General features: G+C 67.1%; 19 protein-coding genes and 1 pseudogene. 15 read left to right on the forward strand and 5 right to left on the reverse strand.

Features of this window, described 5'->3' with window-relative positions; all coding sequences use genetic code 11:
* Positions 1 to 6 precede the first annotated feature (6 nt).
* From JNJ68_RS10085 to der, 5 genes are all read left to right on the forward strand, one after another.
* Entirely contained in the window at positions 7 to 1,890 is a 1,884-nt protein-coding gene (locus tag JNJ68_RS10085; RefSeq protein ID WP_294982050.1) for an ABC transporter ATP-binding protein/permease, read from the forward strand.
* Between the two features lie 110 nt (positions 1,891 to 2,000).
* The gene (locus JNJ68_RS10090) at positions 2,001 to 5,357 is read left to right on the forward strand and encodes a caspase family protein (protein ID WP_294982052.1); all 3,357 of its coding nucleotides are present in this window, start codon (positions 2,001 to 2,003) and stop codon (positions 5,355 to 5,357) included.
* Positions 5,358 to 5,436: 79 nt separating this feature from the next.
* Positions 5,437 to 6,093, forward strand: a complete 657-nt coding sequence (locus tag JNJ68_RS10095; protein ID WP_294982054.1) for a tetratricopeptide repeat protein — start codon at positions 5,437 to 5,439, stop codon at positions 6,091 to 6,093.
* Between the two features lie 43 nt (positions 6,094 to 6,136).
* Positions 6,137 to 7,477 carry a PQQ-binding-like beta-propeller repeat protein gene (locus tag JNJ68_RS10100; RefSeq protein ID WP_294982056.1) on the forward strand — a complete coding sequence of 447 codons (1,341 nt, stop codon included), beginning with the start codon at positions 6,137 to 6,139 and terminating at the stop codon, positions 7,475 to 7,477.
* A gap of 48 nt (positions 7,478 to 7,525) precedes the next feature.
* Positions 7,526 to 8,995 (forward strand): ribosome biogenesis GTPase Der, encoded by a 1,470-nt coding sequence (der, locus tag JNJ68_RS10105; protein WP_294982058.1) that lies wholly within the window; start codon positions 7,526 to 7,528, stop codon positions 8,993 to 8,995.
* A gap of 45 nt (positions 8,996 to 9,040) precedes the next feature.
* On the opposite strand, the gene JNJ68_RS10110 is transcribed toward der, so the two are convergent.
* Together JNJ68_RS10110 and serS are read right to left on the reverse strand one after the other, a co-directional pair.
* A complete protein-coding gene (locus tag JNJ68_RS10110; RefSeq protein ID WP_294982060.1) occupies positions 9,041 to 9,748 on the reverse strand; it encodes a hypothetical protein in 708 nt (235 codons plus the stop codon).
* A 54-nt stretch (positions 9,749 to 9,802) separates the two neighbouring features.
* Positions 9,803 to 11,092, reverse strand: a complete 1,290-nt coding sequence (gene serS, locus JNJ68_RS10115; protein ID WP_294982062.1) for a serine--tRNA ligase — start codon at positions 11,090 to 11,092, stop codon at positions 9,803 to 9,805.
* Between the two features lie 182 nt (positions 11,093 to 11,274).
* Between serS and yajC the strand changes: the two genes are divergently transcribed.
* The 4 genes from yajC to JNJ68_RS10135 are packed head-to-tail and all read left to right on the forward strand — an operon-like array spanning position 11,275 to position 14,636.
* The gene (gene yajC, locus JNJ68_RS10120) at positions 11,275 to 11,607 is read left to right on the forward strand and encodes a preprotein translocase subunit YajC (protein WP_294982064.1); all 333 of its coding nucleotides are present in this window, start codon (positions 11,275 to 11,277) and stop codon (positions 11,605 to 11,607) included.
* Positions 11,608 to 11,616: 9 nt separating this feature from the next.
* Positions 11,617 to 13,284, forward strand: a complete 1,668-nt coding sequence (gene secD / locus JNJ68_RS10125) for a protein translocase subunit SecD (RefSeq protein ID WP_294982065.1) — start codon at positions 11,617 to 11,619, stop codon at positions 13,282 to 13,284.
* Positions 13,285 to 13,295: 11 nt separating this feature from the next.
* Entirely contained in the window at positions 13,296 to 14,267 is a 972-nt protein-coding gene (secF, locus tag JNJ68_RS10130; RefSeq protein WP_294982067.1) for a protein translocase subunit SecF, read from the forward strand.
* Between the two features lie 12 nt (positions 14,268 to 14,279).
* Positions 14,280 to 14,636: an Mth938-like domain-containing protein gene (locus JNJ68_RS10135; RefSeq protein WP_294982069.1), complete on the forward strand. Its 357-nt coding sequence runs from the start codon at positions 14,280 to 14,282 to the stop codon at positions 14,634 to 14,636.
* A gap of 118 nt (positions 14,637 to 14,754) precedes the next feature.
* Here the strand turns inward: JNJ68_RS10135 and JNJ68_RS10140 are convergent, their stop codons facing one another.
* From JNJ68_RS10140 to JNJ68_RS10150, 3 genes are all read right to left on the reverse strand, one after another.
* Positions 14,755 to 14,913, reverse strand: a complete 159-nt coding sequence (locus tag JNJ68_RS10140) for a hypothetical protein (RefSeq protein WP_294982071.1) — start codon at positions 14,911 to 14,913, stop codon at positions 14,755 to 14,757.
* A 156-nt stretch (positions 14,914 to 15,069) separates the two neighbouring features.
* On the reverse strand, positions 15,070 to 16,047 hold the full coding sequence (locus tag JNJ68_RS10145; protein ID WP_294982073.1) for a CoA ester lyase: 978 nt from the start codon (positions 16,045 to 16,047) through the stop codon (positions 15,070 to 15,072).
* An 88-nt stretch (positions 16,048 to 16,135) separates the two neighbouring features.
* The gene (locus tag JNJ68_RS10150) at positions 16,136 to 16,738 is read right to left on the reverse strand and encodes a response regulator transcription factor (RefSeq protein ID WP_294982085.1); all 603 of its coding nucleotides are present in this window, start codon (positions 16,736 to 16,738) and stop codon (positions 16,136 to 16,138) included.
* Positions 16,739 to 17,053: 315 nt separating this feature from the next.
* On the opposite strand from JNJ68_RS10150, the gene JNJ68_RS10155 reads away from it, so the two are divergent.
* The 6 genes and pseudogenes from JNJ68_RS10155 to glyA all read left to right on the forward strand — a co-directional run.
* On the forward strand, positions 17,054 to 18,301 hold the full coding sequence (locus JNJ68_RS10155) for an aminotransferase (RefSeq protein ID WP_294982075.1): 1,248 nt from the start codon (positions 17,054 to 17,056) through the stop codon (positions 18,299 to 18,301).
* A gap of 12 nt (positions 18,302 to 18,313) precedes the next feature.
* Positions 18,314 to 19,510 (forward strand): malate--CoA ligase subunit beta, encoded by a 1,197-nt coding sequence (locus JNJ68_RS10160; RefSeq protein ID WP_294982077.1) that lies wholly within the window; start codon positions 18,314 to 18,316, stop codon positions 19,508 to 19,510.
* The gene (sucD, locus tag JNJ68_RS10165) at positions 19,510 to 20,403 is read left to right on the forward strand and encodes a succinate--CoA ligase subunit alpha (protein WP_294982079.1); all 894 of its coding nucleotides are present in this window, start codon (positions 19,510 to 19,512) and stop codon (positions 20,401 to 20,403) included. Before JNJ68_RS10160 ends, sucD begins: the two co-directional genes overlap by 1 nt.
* A 12-nt stretch (positions 20,404 to 20,415) precedes the next feature.
* The gene (locus tag JNJ68_RS10170) at positions 20,416 to 21,387 is read left to right on the forward strand and encodes a D-glycerate dehydrogenase (protein ID WP_294982081.1); all 972 of its coding nucleotides are present in this window, start codon (positions 20,416 to 20,418) and stop codon (positions 21,385 to 21,387) included.
* Between the two features lies 1 nt (position 21,388).
* Entirely contained in the window at positions 21,389 to 24,037 is a 2,649-nt protein-coding gene (locus JNJ68_RS10175; RefSeq protein WP_294982083.1) for a phosphoenolpyruvate carboxylase, read from the forward strand.
* A gap of 17 nt (positions 24,038 to 24,054) precedes the next feature.
* Positions 24,055 to 24,246 (forward strand): annotated as a pseudogene (glyA, locus tag JNJ68_RS10180) (serine hydroxymethyltransferase); the annotation flags it as partial.

Raw genomic sequence — 24,246 nt, forward strand, 5'->3', positions numbered from 1 at the left:
CCTCCGATGCGCCGCACCACCACGACCGCCACTTCTGCCGACCAGGGCATCGCCCGCGCGCCGGCCGCCTCCACCTTGCGCCGCGTCGCCCCCTATCTCTGGCCGGACGGGCAGGCTTGGGTGAAACGCCGCGTGGTGCTGGCGCTTCTCTTCCTCCTTGCCGCCAAGCTGGTCTCGGTCTCGACCCCTTACGTCTACAAGCTCGCCGTCGACAGCCTGTCGAACGAGGCAGGCACCGACCCCCGCGCGCTCATCGGCCTCGGCGCCGTTGGCCTTGTCGTCGCCTACGGCCTCGCCCGCCTTGGCTCTGTCGTCTTCGGTGAGCTTCGCGATGCCGTCTTTGTCCGCGTCGGCCAGCGCGCCATCCGGCGGCTTGCGATCGAGACCTTCACCCATATCCACCAGCTTTCCTTGCGCTACCACATCACCCGCAAGACCGGCGGCCTCTCCCGCATCATCGAGCGCGGGGTGAAGGGCGTCGATTTCCTCCTCCGCTTCATGCTCCTCTCCATCGGCCCGCTGATCCTGGAGCTGACCATGGTCGCGGGCATCTTCGCCTGGGTCTTCGGCTGGCAGTATGCTGCCGTCGTCATCGTCACCATCGCCCTCTACGTCTGGTTCACCTTCACCGTCACCGAATGGCGCGTGAAGCTCCGGCGCGAGATGAACGACCAGGACACCGACGCCAACCAGAAGGCCATCGACAGCCTCCTCAACTTCGAGACCGTCAAGTATTTCAACGCCGAAACGCGCGAGGCCGACCGCTACGATGGCGCGATGCGGCAGTATGAAAGCGCTGCGGTCAAGACCGGCCTCTCGCTCTCTTTCCTGAACATCGGCCAAGCCACGCTCATCACCACCGGCCTTGTCATCGTCATGGCGATGAGCGCGCTGGGTGTGCAGGCGGGGCAGTTGACCGTGGGCGATTTCGTCATGGTCAACGCCTACATGATCCAGATCACCATGCCCTTGAACTTCCTCGGCACCGTCTACCGCGAGATCCGCCAGGCGCTCGTCGACATGGGCGAGATGTTCGCGCTCCTCGGCCAACCGGCCGAGATCACCGACGCGCCGGACGCCCAGCCCCTGCACGTCACTGCGGGCGAGATCGCCTTCGACAACGTGCATTTCGCCTACGAACCTGCGCGGGAAATCCTGAAGGGCGTCTCCTTCACCCTGAAACCGGGGCAGAAGCTGGCCCTCGTCGGCCATTCCGGCAGCGGCAAGTCCACCATCGGGCGGCTTCTCTTCCGCTTCTACGACGTGACCTCCGGCGCCGTCCGCATCGACGGGCAGGACATCCGCGAGGTGACGCAGACCTCACTCCACGCCCAGATCGGCGTCGTGCCGCAGGACACCGTGCTCTTCAACGACACGATCCGCTACAACATCGCCTATGGCAGGGCCGACGCCTCCGACGCCGAGGTCATCGCCGCCGCCAAGGCCGCCCGCATCCACGATTTCGTCATGCGCCTGCCGCAAGGCTATGACACCACCGTCGGCGAGCGGGGCCTCAAGCTTTCGGGCGGCGAGAAGCAGCGCGTCGGCATCGCCCGGACCCTTCTCAAGAACCCGCCGATCCTGATCCTGGACGAGGCGACCTCTGCGCTCGACACCCAGACCGAACGCTCGATCCAGGAAAGCCTGGCCGAGATGGGGCAGGGCCGCAGCGTCATCACCATCGCCCACCGGCTCTCGACGATCGCCGATGCCGATCAGATTCTCGTCCTGGACGACGGAAGGGTCATCGAACGTGGCACGCATGACGAGCTTCTGGACCTCGGTGAGGTCTATGCCGCCATGTGGCAGCGGCAGGTGATGGAGGAAGCGGAATTCTCCCCCCCGGCAGAAGAAGAGCCCGCGCCGAAGCAGGCCTATGCCGTCGGCTGACGCCGGTCCCGCCACTGACGGCTGCGTGAAGCCCGCAAGATGACAGGCTTTTTCCTTTGACCATCCGGTCAGGCTTCCGCATTCTGCCCCCATCCCTCAGGGAGCGGGCGATGCTCATCCGGCGTCTCGGTCTGGTTCTGGTCCTCTGGCTCTGCGGCCTCACCGCGGCGCTGGCCGACAAGCGCGTCGCCCTCCTCATCGCCGCCGAGGATTACGACTATGTCCGCCCGCTGGAAAACCCCGCCAACGACGCCCGCGCACTGGAGGAGGTGCTGGAAAGCCTGGATTTCGAGGTCTTCGTCGAGACCAACCGCGACCTGAAACGCACCCGCCGCGCGCTTGAGGATTTCAAGGAAGATGCCAAGGGCGCCGACGTGGCGCTTCTCTTCTATGCCGGCCACGGCGTCGCGCTCGACGGGGTGAACTATCTTCTCCCCACCGACGCCGACGCCTCCTCCGCCACCCGGCTGACCGAGACCGCGCTCCCCTTGTCCGAGGCGCAGGAGGCGGTCCAGTCCGTCGCCCCCGTGGTGATCATCCTCTTGGACGCCTGCCGCGACGACCCGTTCTCCGGCGGCGGGAAAGAGGGCAGGGGCGCCGCCGCCCTGGACGACGACCCGCCCGAGGCCCCCAAGCCGAAATCCGGCCTCGGCCGCATCGGCCGCGCCGATGGCGTGCTCTTCGCCTTCTCCGCTGCCCCCGGTGAGACTGCCTCGGACGGGGACGAGGACAATTCACCCTTCACCGCCGCCCTCGTCCGCCATTTTGCCACCGCCGGGGTGGAACTCCGCACCGCCCTTACCCTCGTCCAGCAAGACGTCTACGACCGCAGCCGCGGCAAGCAGCTGCCCTATATCGAATCCGGCCTGCCCGAGCTTGTCTTCATCTCCGGCCAGGGTGCGCAGACCGAACGCGACCAGCTCCTGATCGCCATGGCCGACCTCACCCCCGACATCCGCGCCGAAGTCGAGGCGCTGGCCACCGAACGCAACCTCCCCCTCGCGCCGCTCTACGCCGCCCTCCTTTCTGCCGACCTCGGCAGCCAGACGCCCGAGGAACGCGCGACCATGCTTCTGGGCGCGGCACAATCCTACGAACAGTTCCAGTCCGAGTTGCAGAAGTTCCAGTCCGACGACCCCCGCGTCGCGGCCCTGCGTGCCCAGGCCGAGGAACAGCTGACCCTCGGCGCTTTCGATTCCGCCCGGTCTCTCCTGACTGACGCTGCCGAAATCGACGCCACCGCCCGCACCACCATCAAGGAAACCTACCTCTCGCGCACCCTTTCCGAAGCGGCGACCCATCTTCTGAACGCCAACGCCGCCAAGACCGACCTGCGCTATGACCTCGCCGTTTCCGACCTGCTGAAAGCCACCGGGCTTTATGCAGAGGTGGCGACCGACATGGACCGCGACGCGCAATTCTCCTATGTCACGGCGCTGACCTCGCTGGGCGAATTGCAACTGGTGATGGGCAACACCGAGGCCGCCTGGTCCGCCTACAACGAACGGGCGACCTTTGCGCAAGGCCGGGTCGAGGCCGATGCCACTGATGTCGAATGGGTGCGCGAGCTGGTTTGGTCGATGAACGATCTCGGTTCTGTCCTCCAGCAGCAGGGCTACCTCAAGGAAGCCGAGACCGCCTATTCCAGCGCCCTGGAGTTCTCGCAGTGGCAGGCCGACCAGCGGCCCGATGATGTCGACCTGATGCGCGACCGGCAGGTTGCGGTGAACCGCGTCGGCTCGATCCGGCTCGCGCGCAGCAACGCCTCCGGCGCGCTCGACGCGCATGTCGAGGCGCTGGGCATCGCGCAGACGCTTCTCGACATGGACCCCGCCAGCGTCACCTACCGGATGGACGTCTCCTTCACCCAGGAACGCATCGGCGATGCCAAGCTCGAACTTGGCGACAAGGAGGGCGCCAAGGCCGCCTTCCAGACCGCGCTGGAGCTTGCCGAGGCCCTGGCCGCCGAATTTCCCGGCGACGTGGTGATCCGCCGCAACCTGTCGGTCAGCTACGAACGCATCGGCGACGTGCTGGTGGACGAGGGCGATTTCCAGGCGGCGCTGGAAACCTACGGCAAGGCGCTGACCATCCGCGAGGAACTGGCCGCGCTCGACCCCGACAACAAGCCGCGCCAGCGCGACCTTGCCATCAACTTCGACCGGATCGGCGATGTCCAGCGCTACATGGGCGACATGGATTCGGCTCTGATCTCGCATCAGGCGGCGATGTCGATCCGGCAGAACCTCGCCGCGCTCGACCCCACCAACATGGTCTGGCAGAAGGACCTTCTGGTCAGCCTCGACCGGATGGGCGACGTCTATTTCGCCGACAACGATTTCGTCGCCGCGCTTGAGGTGCAAGAGGAAGCCCGCCGGATTTCCGAGGGCATGGTCTCGCTCGATCCGCAGGACCTGTCGCGTCAGGCCGACCTTGGCAATGCGCTGCGCAAGATCGGCGACACGAAGAACGCGATGGGCGATCCGGTCGGCGGGCGCGAGGCGCTGCAAGCCGCGCTCGACCTGCGGCTGTCGCTCGTCACCGCCGATCCGACGACGCAGCGCTACTTGCGCGACGCCGCCGTCTCGCTGACCCTGATGGCCGAGCTTGACCTGTCCGAGGGCGACCCCGCCACCGCCGAGCCGTTGATCGCCGACGCGGTGGCCAAGCACGCCCAGCTTGCCGGGGCCTCTCCCGGCGATGTGTTCATTCTGCGCGACCTGTCGATCGCGCAGAACATCCACGCCTCCACCCTGATGCAGCTGAACCGCAACAGCGAGGCGGTCGAGGTCGCAAGGGCCTCGCTGGAAACCGCCGACAGGCTGCTCCAGATCGCGCCCGACGACCCCGAACATCTGCATGACCGGCTGGTCACCTTGAATCGGCTGGGCGATGCGCAATTCGCGCTGGGCGACACCAAGGCGGCGGTCGAAAGCTTCAGCGCCATGGTTGACCAGGGCAACAAGCTTCTGGACGTCGATCCCTACAGCACGCCCTGGGCCAATGACCTCGGGCTGGCGCTGGAGCGGCTGGGCAATGCGCAATCGGCGGCGGGAGATGTGGCCGCTGCGCTGAAAAGCCACCAGGACGCCCTGGCCCTGCGCGACTGGCTGAACCAGCAGGACCCGTCCAACCCGGACTGGTATCGCAATCTCGCCCTCAGCCAGGCCAGCGTCGCGACGGCGCTGTCCTCGCGTCAGGACTATGAGGGCGCGCTGCCGCACCAGGACGAATCCCTGCGCATCATGCGCGACCTCGCCGCCGCCTTCCCCGACAATGTCTGGTACCAGCTCGACGTGGTGCGTGCGCTCGACCAGCGCGCCATGCTCCTGCAAGATCCCACCGCCGAGAACCGCGAGGCGCTGGACATGCTCGAGGCGATGCAAGCCGGTGGAACCCTGCCGGAGGGCTATGAAGACTGGATCACCGGCTTCCGCAAGAACCTCGGGCTGCCGACAGAGTTCTGACCCTCGCCGCGACGGGGCAGGGCTTGGCAATGTGCGGCCTTTCCCTGTAAGACGGGGCAAACGACAGGAAGGCCAGGGCGTGAGCAATCCCGACAGCTTCATCGACGAAGTCACCGAAGAAGTGCGGCGCGACCGCCTGTTCCGGCTGTTCCGCAAGTATGGCTGGATCGGCGTGCTGATCATTGTCGGCCTCGTTGTCGGCACCGCCTGGACAGAATGGTCGAAATCCCGCGCCGCGGCCCGGGCCGAAGCCTTCGGCGATGCGGTTGTCGACGCGCTCGACCAGGGCACGCCCGATGAACGCCGCGAGGCGCTGGCCGCCGTGCCCGCCGACGCCGGGCAAGCCGCTTTGCTGGGCCTGATCCAGGCCTCCGACCCGGCCGAGGACAAGGCTGCCACGCTCGCCGCGCTGGAAAAGGTCGCGAACGACGCCAGCCTGACCCCCGCCTACCGCGACCTCGCGGTTCTGCGCCGGGTGCTGGTCGCCGGGGCCGATCTGCCGCTCGCTGACCGCCGCGCCGCGCTTGATGGCATCGCCGGACCGGGCCGCCCTTACCGGGTTCTGGCCGAGGAACAACTGGGCTATCTCCTGATCGAAGAGGGCAAGCCCGACGAGGCCATCACCGCGCTCGTCGCCCTGGTGCAGGATCAGGAGGCCTCAGCCTCGCTCCGCGCCCGGCTCGGGCAGGTGGTGACGGCGCTGGGCGGCACGCTGCCCGAAGCGACGGGCGGCTGAAACGGCGATGGGCGGAAGCGAAAGGTCCTATCAGGTGGCAGGCATGAAGATCAGGCTGATGACCGGCGCGGCACTTCTGGCGTGTCTCGCCGCCTGCGGCAACAAGGAAGTAATCCTCCAGGGCGAACGCTTCCCGGTCCGCGCCGACCTCGACGCCTCGGTCCCGGTCGAGGGCAAGCCCGCACCCACCGCCCCCGCCGCGCCGGAAAACCAGAGCGTCGCCATCTCGCTCGGGCCCCAGACCGGCGGCGACTGGACCCACCGCGCCGGGAACGCCCGCCACCTGATGCCGCACGCCGCGCTGTCGGCCGCGCCGCAACGGGTTTGGTCGGCGAAGATCGGCACCGGCTCCAGCCGCAAGAACCGCATCGCCGCCGCGCCCGTGGTGGCCGACGGGCGCATCTTCACCATCGACGCGGGCACCGCCGTCACCGCGACCGGAACCAATGGCGCGACGCTCTGGTCCACCGACCTCACCGCCAGCTTCGACAAGGGCGGCGGCCAGTCGGCGGGCGGTCTCGCCGTCGGGGGCAATCGGCTCTTCGCCACCACCGGCTATGGCGAACTGGTGGCCCTCGACGCCGCCTCCGGTGCCGTCGTCTGGCGCCAGCGCGTCGACGCCCCCGTCAGCGGCGCCCCGGCGACCGATGGCAGCACGGTCTATGTCTCGGGCATCGACGGCTCGGCCTGGGCGCTCGATGCGGCCACCGGCAAGGTGGTCTGGCAGGTCGTCGGCACCCCCGGCAAGACCGCCTATGTCGGCACCGCCGCCCCCACGATCGGCGACCGCGCGGTGATCTTCCCCTCTGCGGCGGGCGACCTGATGGCCGTCCTCAAGATCGGCGGCGGCACGAAGATCTGGCAATCCTCGATCGCGGGCAAGCGGCTCGGCCGGGCCTATGCCGTCACCTATGACGTCACCGGCGACGCGGTGATTGCGGGCAAGACGCTCTACGCCGGGTCCGGCTCTGGCCGCACCGTGGCGATGTCCGCCTCCTCGGGCGAAAAGCTCTGGTCCGCGACCGAAGGCGCGCTCGGCCCTGTCGCCGTGGCGGGTGGCTCGCTCTTCCTGGTGAACGACGAGGCCAAGCTTGTCCGGCTCGACGCCACCACGGGCGAGGTGATCTGGTCCGTCGAAATGCCTTATTTCACTCAGGACAAGATCAAGAAGCGCAAGGGAATCTTCGCCCATTACGGCCCCGTCCTCGCCGGTGGTCGTGTCATGGTCGTCTCCTCCGACGGGCTTTTGCGCGCTTTCGACCCGACCGATGGCTCGCTCACCTACACCGCCGAGATTCCCGGGGGTGCTGCGGCACAACCGGCCGTGGCGGGCGGCACGCTTTATGTCGTGGGCGGCAACGGGCAACTTCACGCTTTCCGCTAGGGGCGAAGCCGTGTATCTGGGCGGCTTCGCTGATGCCGGACGCATGACATGACCTTCACCCTCGCCATCGTGGGCCGCCCCAATGTGGGCAAGTCGACGCTCTTCAACCGCTTGGTCGGGCGCAAGCTCGCACTGGTCGACGACCAGCCCGGCGTGACCCGCGACCTGCGCGAAGGCGATGCGAAACTCTTCGACCTGCGCTTCACCGTGATCGACACCGCGGGGCTGGAGGAAGTCACCGACGACAGCCTGCAAGGCCGGATGCGCCGCCTGACCGAGCGCGCCGTCGACATGGCCGATGTCTGCCTCTTCCTGATCGACGGGCGGACGGGCGTCACCCCCTCGGACGAGGTCTTTGCCGAGATCCTGCGCAAGAAGGCGGCGCGCGTCCTCCTCGGCGTGAACAAGGCCGAGGGCAAGGCCGGGGACTCCGGCGCGCTCGAGGCCTACTCCCTCGGTCTGGGCGAGCCGATCCGCCTTTCCGCCGAACATGGCGAGGGGATGGACGACCTCTACCGCGCCTTGAAGCCCTTCGAGGAGGAATTCGCCCCCCGCGAAGCCGAGATGCTGCCGGAGACCGACACCGACATTTCCGAGGACGAGGCCGAGCTTGAGGCGGATGAAAACGCCCACAAGCCCACCGCCGCCAAGCCCTTGCAAATCGCCGTCATCGGCCGCCCGAACGCCGGAAAATCCACTCTGATCAACAAGATCCTCGGCACCGACCGGATGCTGACTGGACCCGAGGCCGGGATCACCCGCGACGCGATCTCGGTCCGCGCCGACTGGCAGGGCACGCCGATCCGCATCTGGGACACCGCCGGAATGCGCAAGAAGGCGAAGGTGGTGGAGAAGCTGGAGAAACTCTCCGTCGCCGACGGCCTACGCGCCGTGCGCTTTGCCGAAGTGGTGGTCGTCCTCCTCGACGTGGAAATCCCCTTCGAGGTGCAGGATCTGAGGATCGCCGACTTCGCCGAGACCGAAGGCCGCGCCGTGGTGGTCGCCGTCAACAAATGGGACCTGGAAGACGACAAGCAGGAAAAGCTCGCCGAGCTGAAGGAGATGTTCGAACGCCTCCTCCCGCAACTCCGCGGCGCCCCCCTCGTCACCGTCAGCGCCAAGACGGGCAGGGGCCTCGACCGCCTGCACGACGCCATCCTCAAGGCGCATGACGTCTGGAACCGCCGCGTGCCCACCGCCAAGCTGAACAGCTGGCTCGGCGCGATGACCGAGGCGCACCCGCCGCCCGCGCCGGGAGGCCACCGGATCAAGCTCCGCTACATGACCCAGGCCAAGACCCGGCCCCCCGGCTTCGTCATCAAATGCTCTCGGCCCGACGAGCTGCCGGAAAGCTACAAGCGCTATCTGGTCAACGGCCTGCGCGACCATTTCGACATGCCGGGCACGCCGATCCGCCTGTTCCTGCGCTCACAGGGCGACCAGAACCCGTGGAAGGAACGCAAATTCCACACGCCCTCACGGCTGCGCAAGCACAAGGAAAAGAACACCGGGCAATAGGCCAACCCCAAGAATTTTAAGTAAAATTCTTGTCAAATTCCTTGCTCAAGGAATTTGGTTCCGACCCGCCACCACCGTCACCGCCCCCATCACCGCCGCCCCCGCCAGTGCCAGCCAGGCGACCGGCGCGTTCAGCCCCCAGTTGGCGACCGTGATCCCGACCAGCGCCCAGACCACCGCCGCGCCGTATTCCGGCACCCGGCCCAGCCGCAACTGCATCGCCACCGCAATGGCCAGCACGCCCAGAATACAGACCACCGCGCTGGCGGTGTCGGTAAGCCACCCCAGCCCCACCATCGTCACGCCCGAGGCCGCGCCCGCCGCCGCCGTGACCCATCCGGCCAGCAAGGCAATCGGCGGCATCAACCACAGCCGGTCCGCGCGCGCCGTGCGCAACACGGCGGTCAGGGCCGCCGCCAGCATGATCAGGATCGTCACCGTCGCCGCCACCGGCTGATCCTCTGCCAGCGCGACCCAGGTCGTGCCCAGAACCAGCGCCGCCATCAGCGGAAGGCGTGGCCGGTCCCAAACCGGATCGTCCGCCCGACGCAGCAAGCCGTAACCCGCATGCAGGATCAGCCCGGCATAGATCACCAGCCAGATCGAAAAGGCATAGCCCGCCGGCTGCACCGAAGGCCGCAGCACCTGCACCGGAAAATCCTCCGGGTCATAGCCATCGAAGCTCGGCAGCATCAGCGGGGTCAACGCGAAGAGGATCGCAAGGCACAACAGCAAAATCGCACGGGCACGCATCGGCTCTCTCCTTCGGGGTCGGGCGAAAACGCCTGCCGCGTCAACGGGTTCCCGTCAGACCAGCACGCCCTCCGCCGTGATCCGACTCTTGCCGCCAAGATAGGGCGCCAGCGCCGCAGGCAAGGTCACGCTTCCGTCGGCCTCCTGCCCGTTCTCCAGCACCGCGATCAGGCAGCGGCCTACTGCAAGGCCCGACCCGTTCAGCGTCGCCACGAACTCGGGCTTGCCGCCCGCAGGCCGGTAGCGCGCATTCATCCGCCGCGCCTGGAACTGGCCGCAGGTCGAGACGCTGGAAATCTCGCGATAGGTATTCTGCCCCGGCAGCCAGACCTCCAGATCATGCGTCTTCTGCGCGCCGAATCCCATGTCGCCGGTGCAAAGGACGATGGTCCGGTAGGGCAGCTCCAGCCGCTCCAGCACGGCTTCGGCGCATTTGGTCATTCTTTCGTGTTCAGCCAGCGCCGTTTCCGGGGTGCAGATCGTCACCATCTCGACCTTCTCGAACTGGTGCTGGCGCAGCATCCCGGTGGTGTCCTTGCCCGCCGAGCCCGCCTCCGACCGGAAGCAATGCGTATGCGCCGTCAGCCGCAGGGGCAGGGCCCCCTCGTCCAGGATATCGCCCGCGACCGAGTTGGTCAGCGTCACTTCACTGGTCGGGATCAACCACCAGCCGTTCGTGGTCTGATAGCTGTCCTCGGCGAATTTCGGCAACTGGTTGGTGCCGTACATGGCATCCTCTTTCACCAGAACCGGAGTCCAGGTCTCCGCCAGCCCGTGCTCGCCGGTGTGCAGGTCCAGCATGAACTGCGCCAGTGCCCGGTGCACCCGCGCCGCCGCGCCCCGCAGCACGACGAAGCGGCTCCCGGACAGCTTCGCCGCCGTCGGAAAGTCCAGCCCGTCCTTCGCCGCCGGAATGTCGAAATGTTCCAAAGCCTTGAACGCCATCTCTCGGGGCGCACCCCACCGCCGGATTTCCACGTTCCCCGTCTCGTCCGGCCCCTCCGGCACCTCGTCCAGCGCCATGTTCGGAATCCGCATCAGCGCATCGCGCAGTCGCGCATCCTCGGCCCCCGCCTCCTCGGTCAGCTTTGCCCCCTCGGCCTTCTTCTCGGCCACCAGCACCCGCAGGCGCTCGAACTCCGCGTCATCCCCGCGGGCCTTCGCGGCCCCCACGTCCTTCGACGCCGCATTCTGCGCCGCCGCCGCCGTCTCGGCCGCCAGGATCTTCGCCCGCCGCGCCTCGTCCATCGCCAAGAGCTCCGCCGCCATCGGCGCCAGCCCGCGCCGCGACAGCGCCTTGTCGAAGGCACCCGGGTTTTCGCGGATGAAGCGGATGTCGTGCATGGCTCTGCCCCTCTGGAACGCAACACCGGCGCTTATGCCCGATAACGATGCAGGGGGGAAGGCGTCCCGGCCCGGGCTTCCCGCGCGCGCCCTCTGGCAAAGCGCTTCGAAAGGCCTTACATGAGCCGACAATCGCAAACGGGCGCCGCCCAAGGCAGCCCGGCCCGCAGGAAAGGATGCCCATGTTCGTCACCCCCGCCTTCGCGCAAACCGCAGGCGCCGCCCCCGGCGGTGCCGCCATGTATTCGCAGTTCGTGATGATGGCTGCGATCTTCGGTATCTTCTACTTCCTGCTCATCCGCCCGCAGCAGAAGAAGATGAAGCAGCACCGCGCCATGGTCGAGGCGCTGCGCCGGGGCGACCAGGTGGTCACCTCCGGCGGCATCGTCGCCAAGGTCTCCAAGGTCCAGGACGACGGCATGGTCGAGGTCGAGATCGCCGACGGGGTCAAGGTGAAGGTCGTCAAGCACACGATCACCCAGGTCCTGAACAAGACCGAACCTGCCGTAAGCTGAGACCGACCCATGGAACCGACGGCGCTGTGGAAGCGTATCCTCATCCTTCTCGTCTGCGGCTGGGGCATCCTCGCTGCGGTTCCGAACCTCTTCTACGCCCAGGTGGAACGGCACAACGACGCCGTCGCCGCCATCGCGGCCGCGGACGGTGCCTCCACCCCCGAGCTTGACGCCGAAAAGGCGGAGTGGCCCGCCTTCCTGCCCTCGGCCCTCGTGCCGCTCGGCCTCGACCTGCGCGGCGGGGCGCATCTTCTGGCCGAAGTTCAGGTCGAGGATGTCTACAAGGCCCGGATGGACGCGCTCTGGCCCGAGGTCCGCGATGCGCTGCGCGACCTGCGCGACCAGGTCGGCGCCGTCCGCCGCGCACCCTCGCCCGAAGGCGTCCTGCGGGTGACGATCTCGAACCCCGAAGGCATGGCCGCCGCCTTGGAGGCCGTGCGCGGCCTCGGCTCCAGCGTCGTCACCCTGACCGGGGTCGGGCAAAGCACGATCGACGTCACTTCGGAAGGCAACGACGTCGTCGTCACCCTGTCCGACGCCGAGAAGAAGGCGACCGACGAACGCACGCTGCAACAATCGCTGGAAATCATCCGCCGCCGGGTCGACGAGGCCGGGACCCGCGAACCCACCATCCAGCGCCAGGGCGAAGACCGCATCCTGATCCAGGTCCCCGGCATCGGCTCGGCGCAAGAGCTGAAAGAGCTGATCGGCCAGACCGCCAAGCTGACCTTCAACGCCGTCGTCAGCCGCACCACCGATGCCTCGGCCACCCCTGGCCCCCGCAACCTCCTGCTGCCGTCGCTCGACGAGAAGGACATCTACTACATCATCGAGGAAAGCCCCGTCGTCTCGGGCGACGATCTCGTCGATGCCCAGCCCTCCTTCGACCAGAACGGCTCGCCTGCGGTCAGCTTCCGCTTCGACACCACGGGCGCGCGCAAGTTCGGCGATTACACGGCGGCCAACATCGGTGCGCCCTTCGCCATCGTGCTCGACAACCAGGTGATCTCGGCCCCGGTGATCCAGAGCCATATCCCCGGCGGGTCGGGCATCATCACCGGCAGTTTCACCGTCGAGGATTCCACCCGCCTCGCCGTGCTCCTCCGCGCCGGTGCGCTGCCCGCAGAGATGACCTTCCTCGAAGAACGCACCATCGGCCCGGAACTCGGCGCCGACTCGGTCCAGGCCGGGCGGATGGCCGGGATCGTCGGCCTCGCCGCTGTCGCGCTCTACATGCTGGTCAGCTACGGCTGGTTCGGCATGATGGCCAATGTCGCTCTGGCGGTGAACCTCTTCCTCCTCGTTGCGGTCCTGTCCACAATCGGGGCGACCCTGACCCTGCCGGGCATCGCGGGGATCGTGCTGACCATGGGCATGGCGGTCGATGCGAACGTGCTGATCTACGAACGCATCCGCGAGGAATTGCGCAACAAGCTCAGCCCGCCTGCCGCCGTCCAGGAAGGTTTCTCCCGCGCCTTCTCGGCGATCATGGATTCGAACATCACCGGTCTCCTGACGGCGTTGATCATGTACTGGATCGGTTCGGGTCCCGTCCGCGGCTTCGCGGTCACGATGGGGATCGGGATCATCACCTCGATGTTCACCGCCGTCTACGTGACGCGCTTCATCATCGAGATCTGGATGGGCTGGAAACGCCCGAAGACCATCACGGTTTGAAGGGGAACATCATGGCCTGGCGTCTCAAGCTCGTCCCTGAACATACCAGCATCGACTTCTTCCGCTGGCAGTGGCTCACCTTCGGCGGCTCATTCTTCCTGATGGCTGCGACGGTCGTCATCGTCGCGGTCATGGGGCTGAACTTCGGCATCGACTTTCGCGGCGGCACGACGATCCGTACCGAAAGCACCACGCCGGTCGACGTCGGCGCCTACCGCGCCGCGCTGGAAACCGGCGGCTTCGAGGATGCCAGCATCTCCGAGGTCTTCGACCCCTCGTTCCGCGCCGACCAGCATGTCGCCATGGTCCGCATCGCCCCGGTCGACGGGGCCGAATCCGTGACCGAAGAGGTCATCACCCAGGTCGAGGCAGCGCTGAAATCCGTTGATCCGGCGATCACCTTCCCGTCGGTCGAATCGGTCGGCCCCAAGGTGTCGTCCGAGCTGATCTGGCAGGCCGTGATGGCCGTCGTGCTCGCCTGCACCGGGATCATGGCCTATGTCTGGATGCGCTTCGAATGGCAGTTCGCGCTCGGCACCGTGGTGGCGCTCCTGCATGATGTGCTCGTCACCGTCGGGGTCTTCTCGCTCTTCCAGCTGAAGTTCGACCTGACCATCGTTGCGGCGCTGCTGACGATTCTCGGCTATTCGGTCAACGACACCGTGGTGATCTTCGACCGCCTGCGCGAGAACCTGGCCAAATACAAGACGATGCCGCTGCGTGACATGATGAACCTTACGGCGAACGAAACCCTCAGCCGGACCATCATGACGGCCACGACGACCCTGATCGCCCTGACGGTTCTCATCATCTTCGGCGGCGACGTGATCCGGGGCTTCGTCTTCGCCATGCTGTTCGGTGTGTTCATCGGCACCTATTCGACACTCTATGTCGCCAAGAACATCGTGCTGATCCTGGGCGTCGACCGCGGCGACAAGCCGAAGAAGACCAAGGGCGGCGAATTCGCCAACATCGACGCTTGAGGGGCAGGCCCGATGCGTCTGACCGAAGTCACCTACGGCTCGGCAAAGGCGATCGAAGGCTACGGCCCCGGCTTCTTCCGCGTGGCCGGGCATGTGTTGCGCGGCCCCTGCGTGATTACGCCCTGGGATGCCGGTCCCTGGGGCGGGCTTGAAGACACCGTCGCACCGCTGACTCTCGTGGACAAGATCGACGTGCTCTTCGTTGGCACCGGCTCGCAAGTGGCGCATGTGCCGTCCGCCTTCCGCGCCGCGCTGGAAGGGCAGGGGATCGGGGTCGAGGTCATGGCCTCCCCCACCGCCGCCCGCACCTACAACGTCCTCCTCGGCGAAGGCCGCCGCGTCGCCGTGGCGCTGATCCCGGTCGCGTGATCCCGCTCGTCACCCCGCACCCCCCTCCCCCTCGTGGGGAGGGGACGGGGGTGGGGGGGCGCCGACAGAACCCTGCTGCGTCGACCTCTCATCGCGAAGGAAGGGCTCGCAACCTGCGCTACCAGCGCTTGCTCCGGTCGATCCGGTCGCGCAGCCGGATCATGGCCTGCCAGAGCGCCCGCGTCTTCGACCAGAACAGCCAGCCGTACAACGCCGCTGCCCCGCCGAAGATGACCGCCAGGATCACCCAGGTCAGAAGGTTGTCAGACCTCTCCATGGTTTCCGCTCCATGTTCTCCGCGCCCGGAAGCCTAAGCAGGATCGGGCCGGGAGGGCAACTCCCAGCCCGGCCCAACATGGTTAAGCCTTTCCGAACGGCCACAGACAACCCTCTGATACCGTTTGGGAATCCGAATTTGTCCACCGTGGACAGGTCAGCCCCCCGCGATCTGTTTCGCCTTCTGGACCAGCACCTCCGCCTGCCGGATCGAGGCATAGTCGATCAGCCGCCCGTCCAGCGACACCGCCCCTTTCCCCTCCGCCGCCGCCTGCGCCATCGCCTCCAGGATCCGCTGCGCCCGCGTGACCTCCGCCTCCGAGGGGCTCATCACCTCGTTAGCGAGGGCAATCTGCGACGGATGGATCGCCCACTTCCCCTCGCACCCCAACACCGCCGCCCGCTTCGCCGCCGCCCGGTAGCCGTCGGGGTCCGAGAAATCCCCGAACGGCCCGTCCACCGGCCTGAGGCCATTCGCCCGCGCCGCCACCACCATCCGGGCCAGCGCATAGTGCCACATATCGCCCCAATGCACCTCGCGGGAGCCATCCTCCAGCTTGTCGGTCAGCACCGAATAATCCGGGTTCACCCCCCCGATGATCGTCGTCCGCGCCCGGGTCGAGGCCGCATAATCCGCCACCCCGAAATGCAAGCTTTCATTCCGCTTCGACGCCCCCGCGATCTCGGTGACGTTCTGCATCCCCAAGGCGGTCTCGATGATATGCTCGAATCCGATCCGCTTCCTGAACCCCTTCGCATCCTCGATCTGCGTGACCATCATGTCGACCGCATAGACATCCGCGGCCGTCCCCACCTTGGGGATCATGATCAGGTCCAGCCGCTCGCCCGCCTGTTCCACCACATCCACCACGTCGCGATACATGAAATGGGTGTCGAGCCCGTTGATCCGCACCGACATGGTCTTCTTGCCCCAGTCGATCTCGTTCAGCGCCTTGATGATGTTCTTCCGTGCCTGCGCCTTGTCGTCCGGTGCGACGGCGTCCTCCAGATCAAGGAAGATCACATCCGCCTCCGACGCGGCGGCCTTCTCGAACATCTGGGGGGCGCTGCCCGGAACGGCCAGCTCGCTGCGGTTCAGGCGCGCGGGGGCCTGGGTGATGACGTGGAAAGACATATTGGGCTCCTGCCAAAGAAGTAGGAGCTGCACCCGCCCTAGGCATCCGCGATGGCGGGGCGGTTCGTCAAGCCGGAAAATGCGCCCCTTATATTTCCCCCCCCGAGGCCCGGTTCGCATAGAAGAACGCAATCGCCTGCGCGCGGTTCTTGACCGACAGCTTCTCGAACAGGTTCGACAGGTGGAATTTCACCGTATTCGCGCTGATATCCAGCTCGCGCGACAGTTCCTTGTTGGTCAGCCCCTTCGACAGCGCCTCCAGCAGGGTCCGTTCGCGGGGCGACAAGGATTCGATCGGGTCCTGCTTCAACCCCCGCACGTCGAGGAAGGGAAACACCATCTGCCCCTTCGCCACCGCGACGCAGGTATCCAGCAAGCGCTCCACCGATTCGGAGCGCGAAACGAACCCCGCCGCCCCCGCCGCCATCGCCTTCCGCGGAATATCCCCGGTATCCTCGGCATAGACCACCAGCCGCGGCGCATTGGGCTGGGCGCGAAGCACGTCGATCAGCCGCGCGCCACCCAGTTGCGGCAGGTTCCAGTCGATCACCCCCACCTGCACCGGCATCCGCATCACCATGCCGAGGAAGCCCTCCGCCGTCGCCGCCGTTGCGACCAGCGAGAATCGGCGGTCCTTCTCGAAGATCTCGGACATGGCGGTCAGCATCAGCGGGTTGCTGTCGCCGAGCATCAGCGTTACCGCTACCACCTTTTGCTGATCGTCCCAAAGCGCCATCAACTGCTCCATCCCTACCCATTCGGGTGGGGTTCTATTTGTATACCGACGTATATCCACCTTTATGGGTAGGAAACTTGCCGCCCAAATAGATATCCAAAAGCAGGATATAGGAATGTTGTGGCCGCTGTCGAGCGGCGCTTTCCTTAGGGGCAGGACCAGCGTTCCCGGCTGGCCCCGCGACCCTTTCTTCCGCTGCACCCGGAATGGTCGCTGGGCTTCCAGAACCCGCAGTCCAACCGACGTCGATGGCCTTGGGAGGGGCGCCGCATGACCGATACCGAACTGTTCCCGCAGCTCACAATCCCCGAAACCCTGGCCGCCGGGCCCGGCCCCGGCAACACCGATGCGCGGGTGCTGGCCAGCTTCGCCAATGCGGGCCTGGCCGACCACATGCAGGCCGATGTGCTAAGGGGCATGGTCGAGGCCAAGCACATGCTGCGCCGGATCTGGGGCACGAAGAACACCTACACTTTCGGCGTCGGCGGCACCGGCTTCAGCGGGCTCGATGCGCTCTTCTCGGCGATCCTGCCGGGCGACACGGTGGTCTGCTTCGTCAACGGCACCTTCTCCGGCATCGACGCGCTGACCGTCCGCACCAAGGCCGCCAGCCGCGACGACCTGAAGGCCGATGCGCTGGACCCGAAGCCCGCCAACGTGACCGTCATCCAGGTCCCGCATGGCCAGTCGGTCACCGCCGAGGTCGTCGACCAGGCGCTGGCCCAGCACAAGCCGACCTGGGCCGTCATGGCGCATTGGGAAACCGGCTCGGGCCGGATCAACGACCTGAAGGGCTTTTCCGACGCCTGCCTCAAGCACAACGCGATGGGCCTCGTCGACGCGGTCTCCTCGCTCGGGATCGAAGACTTCGCCATCGACGACTTCCCCGGCGTCGCGGGCTGGGCGTCCTGCCCGCAGAAGGGCGTCCTTTGCCTGCCGCTCACCTACGCCCCGGTCAGCTTCACCGACCGCTACATCGCCCACCTGCGCGAGAACGGCTGCTACTCTTATGTCCACAACCCGATCCTGGAAGCCCGGCACTGGGGCATCGTCGACGGCAAGGATGTGGCCGCAGGCAGCTACCATCGCACCCATTCCGGCTATGCCGTCGCCGCCTTCCACGAGGCGCTGCGGATCAACCTGCAACACGGCCGCGCCCAGAAGGCCGCCGACTACGCCCACCACGAAGCCGCCCTGCGCGCCGCCGTGCAGGCGCTTGGCTGCGAGGTGACTTCGAACATGACCAGCCTCGTCGTCCTGAACCTCCCCGGCGCGCTGGCAGGCCGGGAGAAGGAACTGGTGGCATCGGCCCGCGCCAAGGGCTTCGGCATCTGGCCGACGCTGTCGGAACCCGTGCAGGTCCGCATCGGCATCCTGAACCAGCTTTCCGAAGCCGCGATCGCCGAGATCGTGACCCGCTTCGCCGCCGAGATGAACGCGATGGGCGCAAACGTCGATGTGGGGCTGTCGCTGAAGGCGCTGGAAACCCACTACGCCGCCGCCCTGGCCGCTGAATAAGGGAGGGATCAGATGGACATCCACGAATATCAGGCCAAGGAAATCCTTGCCAAATTCGGCGTCACCGTGCCTGCGGGCGCGCTGGCCTACAGCCCCGAACAGGCGGCCTACCGGGCGCGCGAGCTGGGGGGCGACCGCTGGATCGTCAAGGCCCAGGTCCATGCCGGGGGCCGCGGCAAGGCGGGGGGCGTCAAGCTCTGCAATTCGGAGCACGAGATCCAGGAGGCGACCGACGCCATGTTCGGCCGCAAGATCGTGACGCACCAGACCGGGCCAGAGGGAAAGGGCATCTACCGCGTCTATGTCGAGAACGCGGTCGAGTTCACCCGCGAGATCTACCTCGGCTTCGTCCTCGACCGCTCCTCGCAGCGGGTGATGATCGTCGCCTCGTCCGAAGGCGGGATGGAGATCGAGGAAATCTCGGCCTCGCGCCCCGAGTCCATCGTCCGCTCGACCGTGGAGCCCGCCGTGGGCCTTCAGGAATTCCAGGCTCGCGAAATCGCCTATGCGCTTGGCATTCCTGCCGCGCTGACGCAGCAGATGGTCCGCACCCTGCAGGGCTGCTACCGCGCCTTCCGCGAGCTTGACGCCACGATGGTGGAAATCAACCCGCTGGTCGTGACCGCCGACAACCGCATCCTGGCGCTCGACGCCAAGATGACCTTCGACACCAATGCGCTGTTCCGCCACCCCCAGATCGCCGAACTCCGCGACAAGTCCCAGGAAGACCCGCGCGAAAGCCGGGCCGCCGACCGGGGCCTCGCCTATATCGGGCTGGCGGGCAACATCGGCTGCATCGTGAACGGCGCGGGCCTCGCGATGGCGACGATGGACACGATCAAGCTGGCCGGGGGCGAGCCCGCCAACTTCCTCGACATCGGCGGCGGCGCCACGCCGGAACGGGTGGCCAAGGCCTTCCGGCTGGTCATGTCGGACCAGAACGTGCAGGCGATCCTGGTCAACATCTTCGCCGGCATCAACCGCTGCGACTGGGTGGCCGAGGGTGTCGTCCAGGCGCTGACCGCGAATCCGGTGGACGTGCCGGTCATCGTCCGCCTGTCGGGCACCAACGTCGAGGAAGGCCAGAAGATCCTGGCGAAATCCGGCCTGCCGATCATCCGCGCCAACACGCTGATGGAGGCGGCCGAACGCGCCGTGACCGCCTGGAAGAACGACCGCAAGCAGAACACCAAGATGAGGGCCGTGTGATGAGCATCTTTCTCGACCGTTCCAGCCGTGTCGTCGTGCAGGGCATCACCGGCCGCATGGCCCAGTTCCACACCAAGGAAATGCTCGACTACGGCAGCAATGTCGTCGCCGGCGTGGTGCCGGGCAAGGGCGGGGAAACCGTCATGGGCGTGCCGGTCTTCAACACGATGAAAGAGGCCGTCGCCGCAACCGGCTGCGACACCAGCCTCGTCTTCGTGCCGCCGCCCTTCGCCGCCGACAGCATCATGGAGGCGGCGGACGCGGGCATCCGCTACTGCGTCTGCATCACCGACGGCATCCCGGCGCAGGACATGATCCGGGTCAAGCGCTACATGATGCGCTATCCCCGCGAACGCCGCATGGTCCTGACCGGGCCGAACTGCGCGGGCACCATCAGCCCCGGCAAGGCGCTTCTCGGCATCATGCCGGGCCATATCTACCTGGCTGGCAACGTCGGCATCGTCAGCCGCTCGGGCACGCTGGGCTATGAGGCCGCGCAGCAGCTGAAGGATCGCGGCATCGGCGTGTCGACCAGCGTCGGCATCGGCGGCGACCCGATCAACGGCTCCAGCTTCCGCGACATCCTGGAACGGTTCGAGGCCGACCCGGAGACCCATGTGGTCTGCATGATCGGCGAGATCGGTGGGCCCCAGGAAGCCGAGGCCGCCGCCTATATCCAGGAACACATGACCAAGCCGGTCATCGCCTATATCGCGGGCCTGACCGCACCGAAGGGCCGCACGATGGGCCATGCCGGGGCGATCATCTCGGCCTTCGGCGAAAGCGCCTCGGAGAAGGTCGAAATCCTCACCGCCGCCGGCGTCACCGTGGCCGAGAACCCCAGCGTGATCGGCGAAACCGTCGCCCGCGTGTTGAACAAGCGCGCCGCCTGACGGGAGGATGCGATGACGAAACCCAGAGTCCTTGTGACGCGGCGCTGGCCGGAAGCGGTCGAGGCGAAGATGGCTCAGGCGTTCGACCTGCACCTCAACACCTCGGACCAGCCGCTCTCCCAAGCCGATCTGCGCGACGCGATGGGCCAATACGACGCGGTCTTGCCGACCGTCACCGACCGCCTTCCTGCGGCGGTCTTCGACGGATCGGCAACGCGCACGAGGATTCTGGCCAACTACGGCGTGGGCTTTGCCCATATCGACACCGAAGCCGCCAAGGCACGCGGCATCGCCGTCACCAACACTCCCGACGTGCTGTCGGAATGCACCGCCGACATCGCGATGACGCTGCTGCTCATGGTTGCTCGCCGGGCGGGGGAGGGGGAACGGGAACTGCGCGAGGGCCGCTGGACCGGCTGGCGCCCGACCCATCTGATCGGCACCAAGGTCTCCGGCGCGACTCTGGGCATCATCGGCTTCGGCCGCATCGGGCAGGCGATGGCGCAGCGGGCGCATTTCGGCTTCGGGATGAGGATCCTGGTGCAGAACCGCTCGCCCGTGCCCGCCGAAGTTCTGGCGCGCTACAATGCAACCCAGGTCGCCAGCGTCGAGGCCCTGCTGCCCGACTGCGACTTCGTCTCGCTGCATTGCCCGGGCGGCGCGGCAAACCGCCACCTGATCAACGCGGCGCGGCTGGACCTGATGAAGCCCACGGCCTTCCTGATCAACACCGCCCGCGGAGAGGTGGTGGACGAACATGCGCTTGCGCAATCGCTGTGGTTCAACACCATCGGCGGCGCGGGGCTGGATGTGTTCGAACGCGAACCCGCCGTTCCCGATGCGCTGCTGAATGCCGACAACCTTGTCCTTCTGCCGCATCTCGGCTCGGCCACCCGGGAAACGCGGGAGGCGATGGGGTTCCGCGTGCTGGACAACCTGACCGCTTTCTTCGACGGTCGGGCCCCCCGCGACAGGGTCGCCTGAAATGCCGACCGCGCCCCACCTCACCAACCCGGGGGCGGACGAGGGCGACGGTTATGCCGCCACCCTTCGCGCCGACCTGAGCGCCCTCTGGTCCAACGTAATCCAACGCCGCGCGCCCGAGGTGCTGGAAGCCGCTCTGTCTCCGGCGCTCCCGCTGCCGGAAGAGGCCGCGGTGCCGTTGATGCAGTCTGTGAACATCTGGTTCCAGCTTACGAGAATAATTGACGAAAATTCCGCGATGCGCGCGCGGCGCCTGGTCGAGGCCACCGAAGGACCTGAGGCCGTCGAAGGCAGCTTCGCAGCCGCCCTCACCGCCGTCGACCCGGCCATGAGCCGCGAGGATTTCGCCCAGCTTTCCGCCCACCTCTCGGTCGGCCCCACGCTGACCGCCCACCCGACCGAGGCGAAGCGCGTCACCGTCCTCGAAATCCACCGCCGCATCTACCGGCTGCTCGTCTCGCTGGAAACCCAGCGCTGGACGCCCCGCGAACGCGACGACATCCTTGCCGACATCGAATCCGAAATCGACCTCCTCTGGATGACCGGCGAGCTGCGCATCGAACGCCCGCGCCTCGCGGACGAAATCGAATGGGGCCTGCAATTCTTCCGCGATGCGCTCTACGACGCCGTGCCGCAACTCTTCGACCGCTTCGCGGCTGCCACGACCGACCGCTTCGGCGCGGGGCTGGCGATCGCCCCCTGTGTCCGCTTCCACTCCTGGATCGGCGGCGACCGCGACGGCAACCCGAACGTCACCACCGCCACCACCCGCGACGCGCTCGACCGCTCGCGCCGCGCGATCCTGACCCGCTATCTCGACGCGGTCACCACCGCCGCCGCGCGGATCAGCATCACCACCCGGATCATGCCGCTGCCCGCAGAGACCCTGACGCGCATCCGGTCCATCCTCGGCGCCCACGCCACGGACCTCGCCACCCGCAACCCCGGCGAGATCTTCCGGCAGGCACTTTCCGCCATCGCCGACCGCCTGCGCGCCATGTTGAACGGCGGGGCAGGAGGCTATCCTTCGGTGAGCCATTTCCTGACCGATCTGCGCACACTGGAAGACGGCCTCCACAGCATTGACGCGCACCGTCTCGCCGCCCGCTATCTCACCCCGCTGCGCTGGCAGGCCCAGGTGTTCGGTTTCCGCACCCACACGCTCGACATCCGGCAGAATTCCACCGTCACCACGACCGTCCTTGCCGAACTCTGGTCGCTCACCGGCCCCGCGCCAACATACGGCACCGCCGACTGGTCCCGCCAGTTGCGTGCCGATCTCTCCCGCCCCGACCTCACCCACGCCGACCGGGCCCGCCTCTCGCCCGAGGCGCAGGAACTCCTCGCCCTTCTGGCGCTGATCCGCGAGGCACGCATCTCCGAAGACCCCGAAGCCATCGGCCCTTTCATCCTCTCGATGACGCGCACCGCCGATGATCTCCTCGCCGTCTACCTTCTCGCCCGCCACGCAGGATTCGGGGCCGAGAAACTGGACCTCCAGGTCGTCCCCCTGTTCGAGACCATCGACGACCTCCGCCGCGCGCCCGAGGTCTTCGACGCCCTCCTGCAAGTCCCCCTCGCCGAACGCTCGCTCCGCTCCCGCGACGGCACCGTCGAGGTCATGCTCGGCTATTCCGACAGCAACAAGGACGGCGGCTTCCTCTGCTCCACCTGGGAACTCGACAAGGCGCAGCGCCGCCTCACGCAAAGCCTCGCCCGCCACCGCCTGCGCCCGGTCTTCTTCCACGGTCGCGGCGGCTCGGTCAGCCGGGGCGGGGCGCCCACCGGCCGCGCCATCGCCGCCCAGCCGGTCGGCACCGTGCAGGGGAGGCTCAGGATCACCGAACAGGGCGAGGTCGTCTCCTCGAAATACGCCAACCGCGGCACCGCCGTCGGCAACCTGGAACTCCTCGCCTCTTCGGTCCTCAGCCACCTCCCCGTCCGCGTCCAACCCGCCGCCGACCCCGAACACATCGACGCGCTGGAGGCGCTGGCGGGCCTCTCCCAGACCGCCTATGTCAGCCTTCTCGGCATGCCCGGCTTCCTCGACTATTTCCAGCAGGCGAGCCCCGTCGAGGAACTGGCGATGCTGAAGATCGGCTCCCGCCCCGCCCGCCGCTTCGGCGCGCGGTCGCTGGGCGACCTCCGCGCGATCCCCTGGGTCTTCGCCTGGTCGCAGAACCGCCACATGGTCACCGGCTGGTACGGCTTCGGCTCGGCGCTGCGCGCCTTCCGCCAGGTGCGTGGCCCTGCCGCCGACCGGCTGCTCTCCGATATGTTCACCCGCCACCCGCTCTTCCGCCTGATGGTGGACGAGGTGGAAAAGTCGCTGATGCTCGCCGACATGGAGATTGCCGAGGCCTATGCCGGGCTGGTCGAGGACGCGGCCATCCGTGCCCCCATCCTCAGCCGCATCCAGGCGGAACACTCCGCCGCCCTTGCCGCGCTCCGCGACATTACCGGCAACGCGCTCGGCCTGCGCTTCCCGAAGATGCAGGCAAGATGCGAGGACCTGCGCCCGCAACTCGACCGGCTGAACCGTCTTCAGATCACCCTTCTCCGCCAATCCCGCGCGGGCAACGGCACCACCACCGTCCCCCTCATGCAATCCATGACCTGCATCGCCTCCGGCCTCGGCTGGACCGGCTGACCCAAAGGAACTTGCCCATGACCGCCACCCCCCGCGACCCTGGTTTCTTCACCGAAGCGTTGTCCTCGCGCGACCCGGAACTCTTCGGGGCGATGAGCCAGGAGCTTGGCCGCCAGCGCCACGAGATCGAGCTGATCGCGTCCGAGAACATCGTCTCCCGCGCGGTGATGGAGGCGCAGGGGTCGGTCCTGACCAACAAATATGCCGAG

The sequence above is a fragment of the Tabrizicola sp. genome, assembly GCF_016793705.1.
Lineage (GTDB): Bacteria > Pseudomonadota > Alphaproteobacteria > Rhodobacterales > Rhodobacteraceae > Tabrizicola.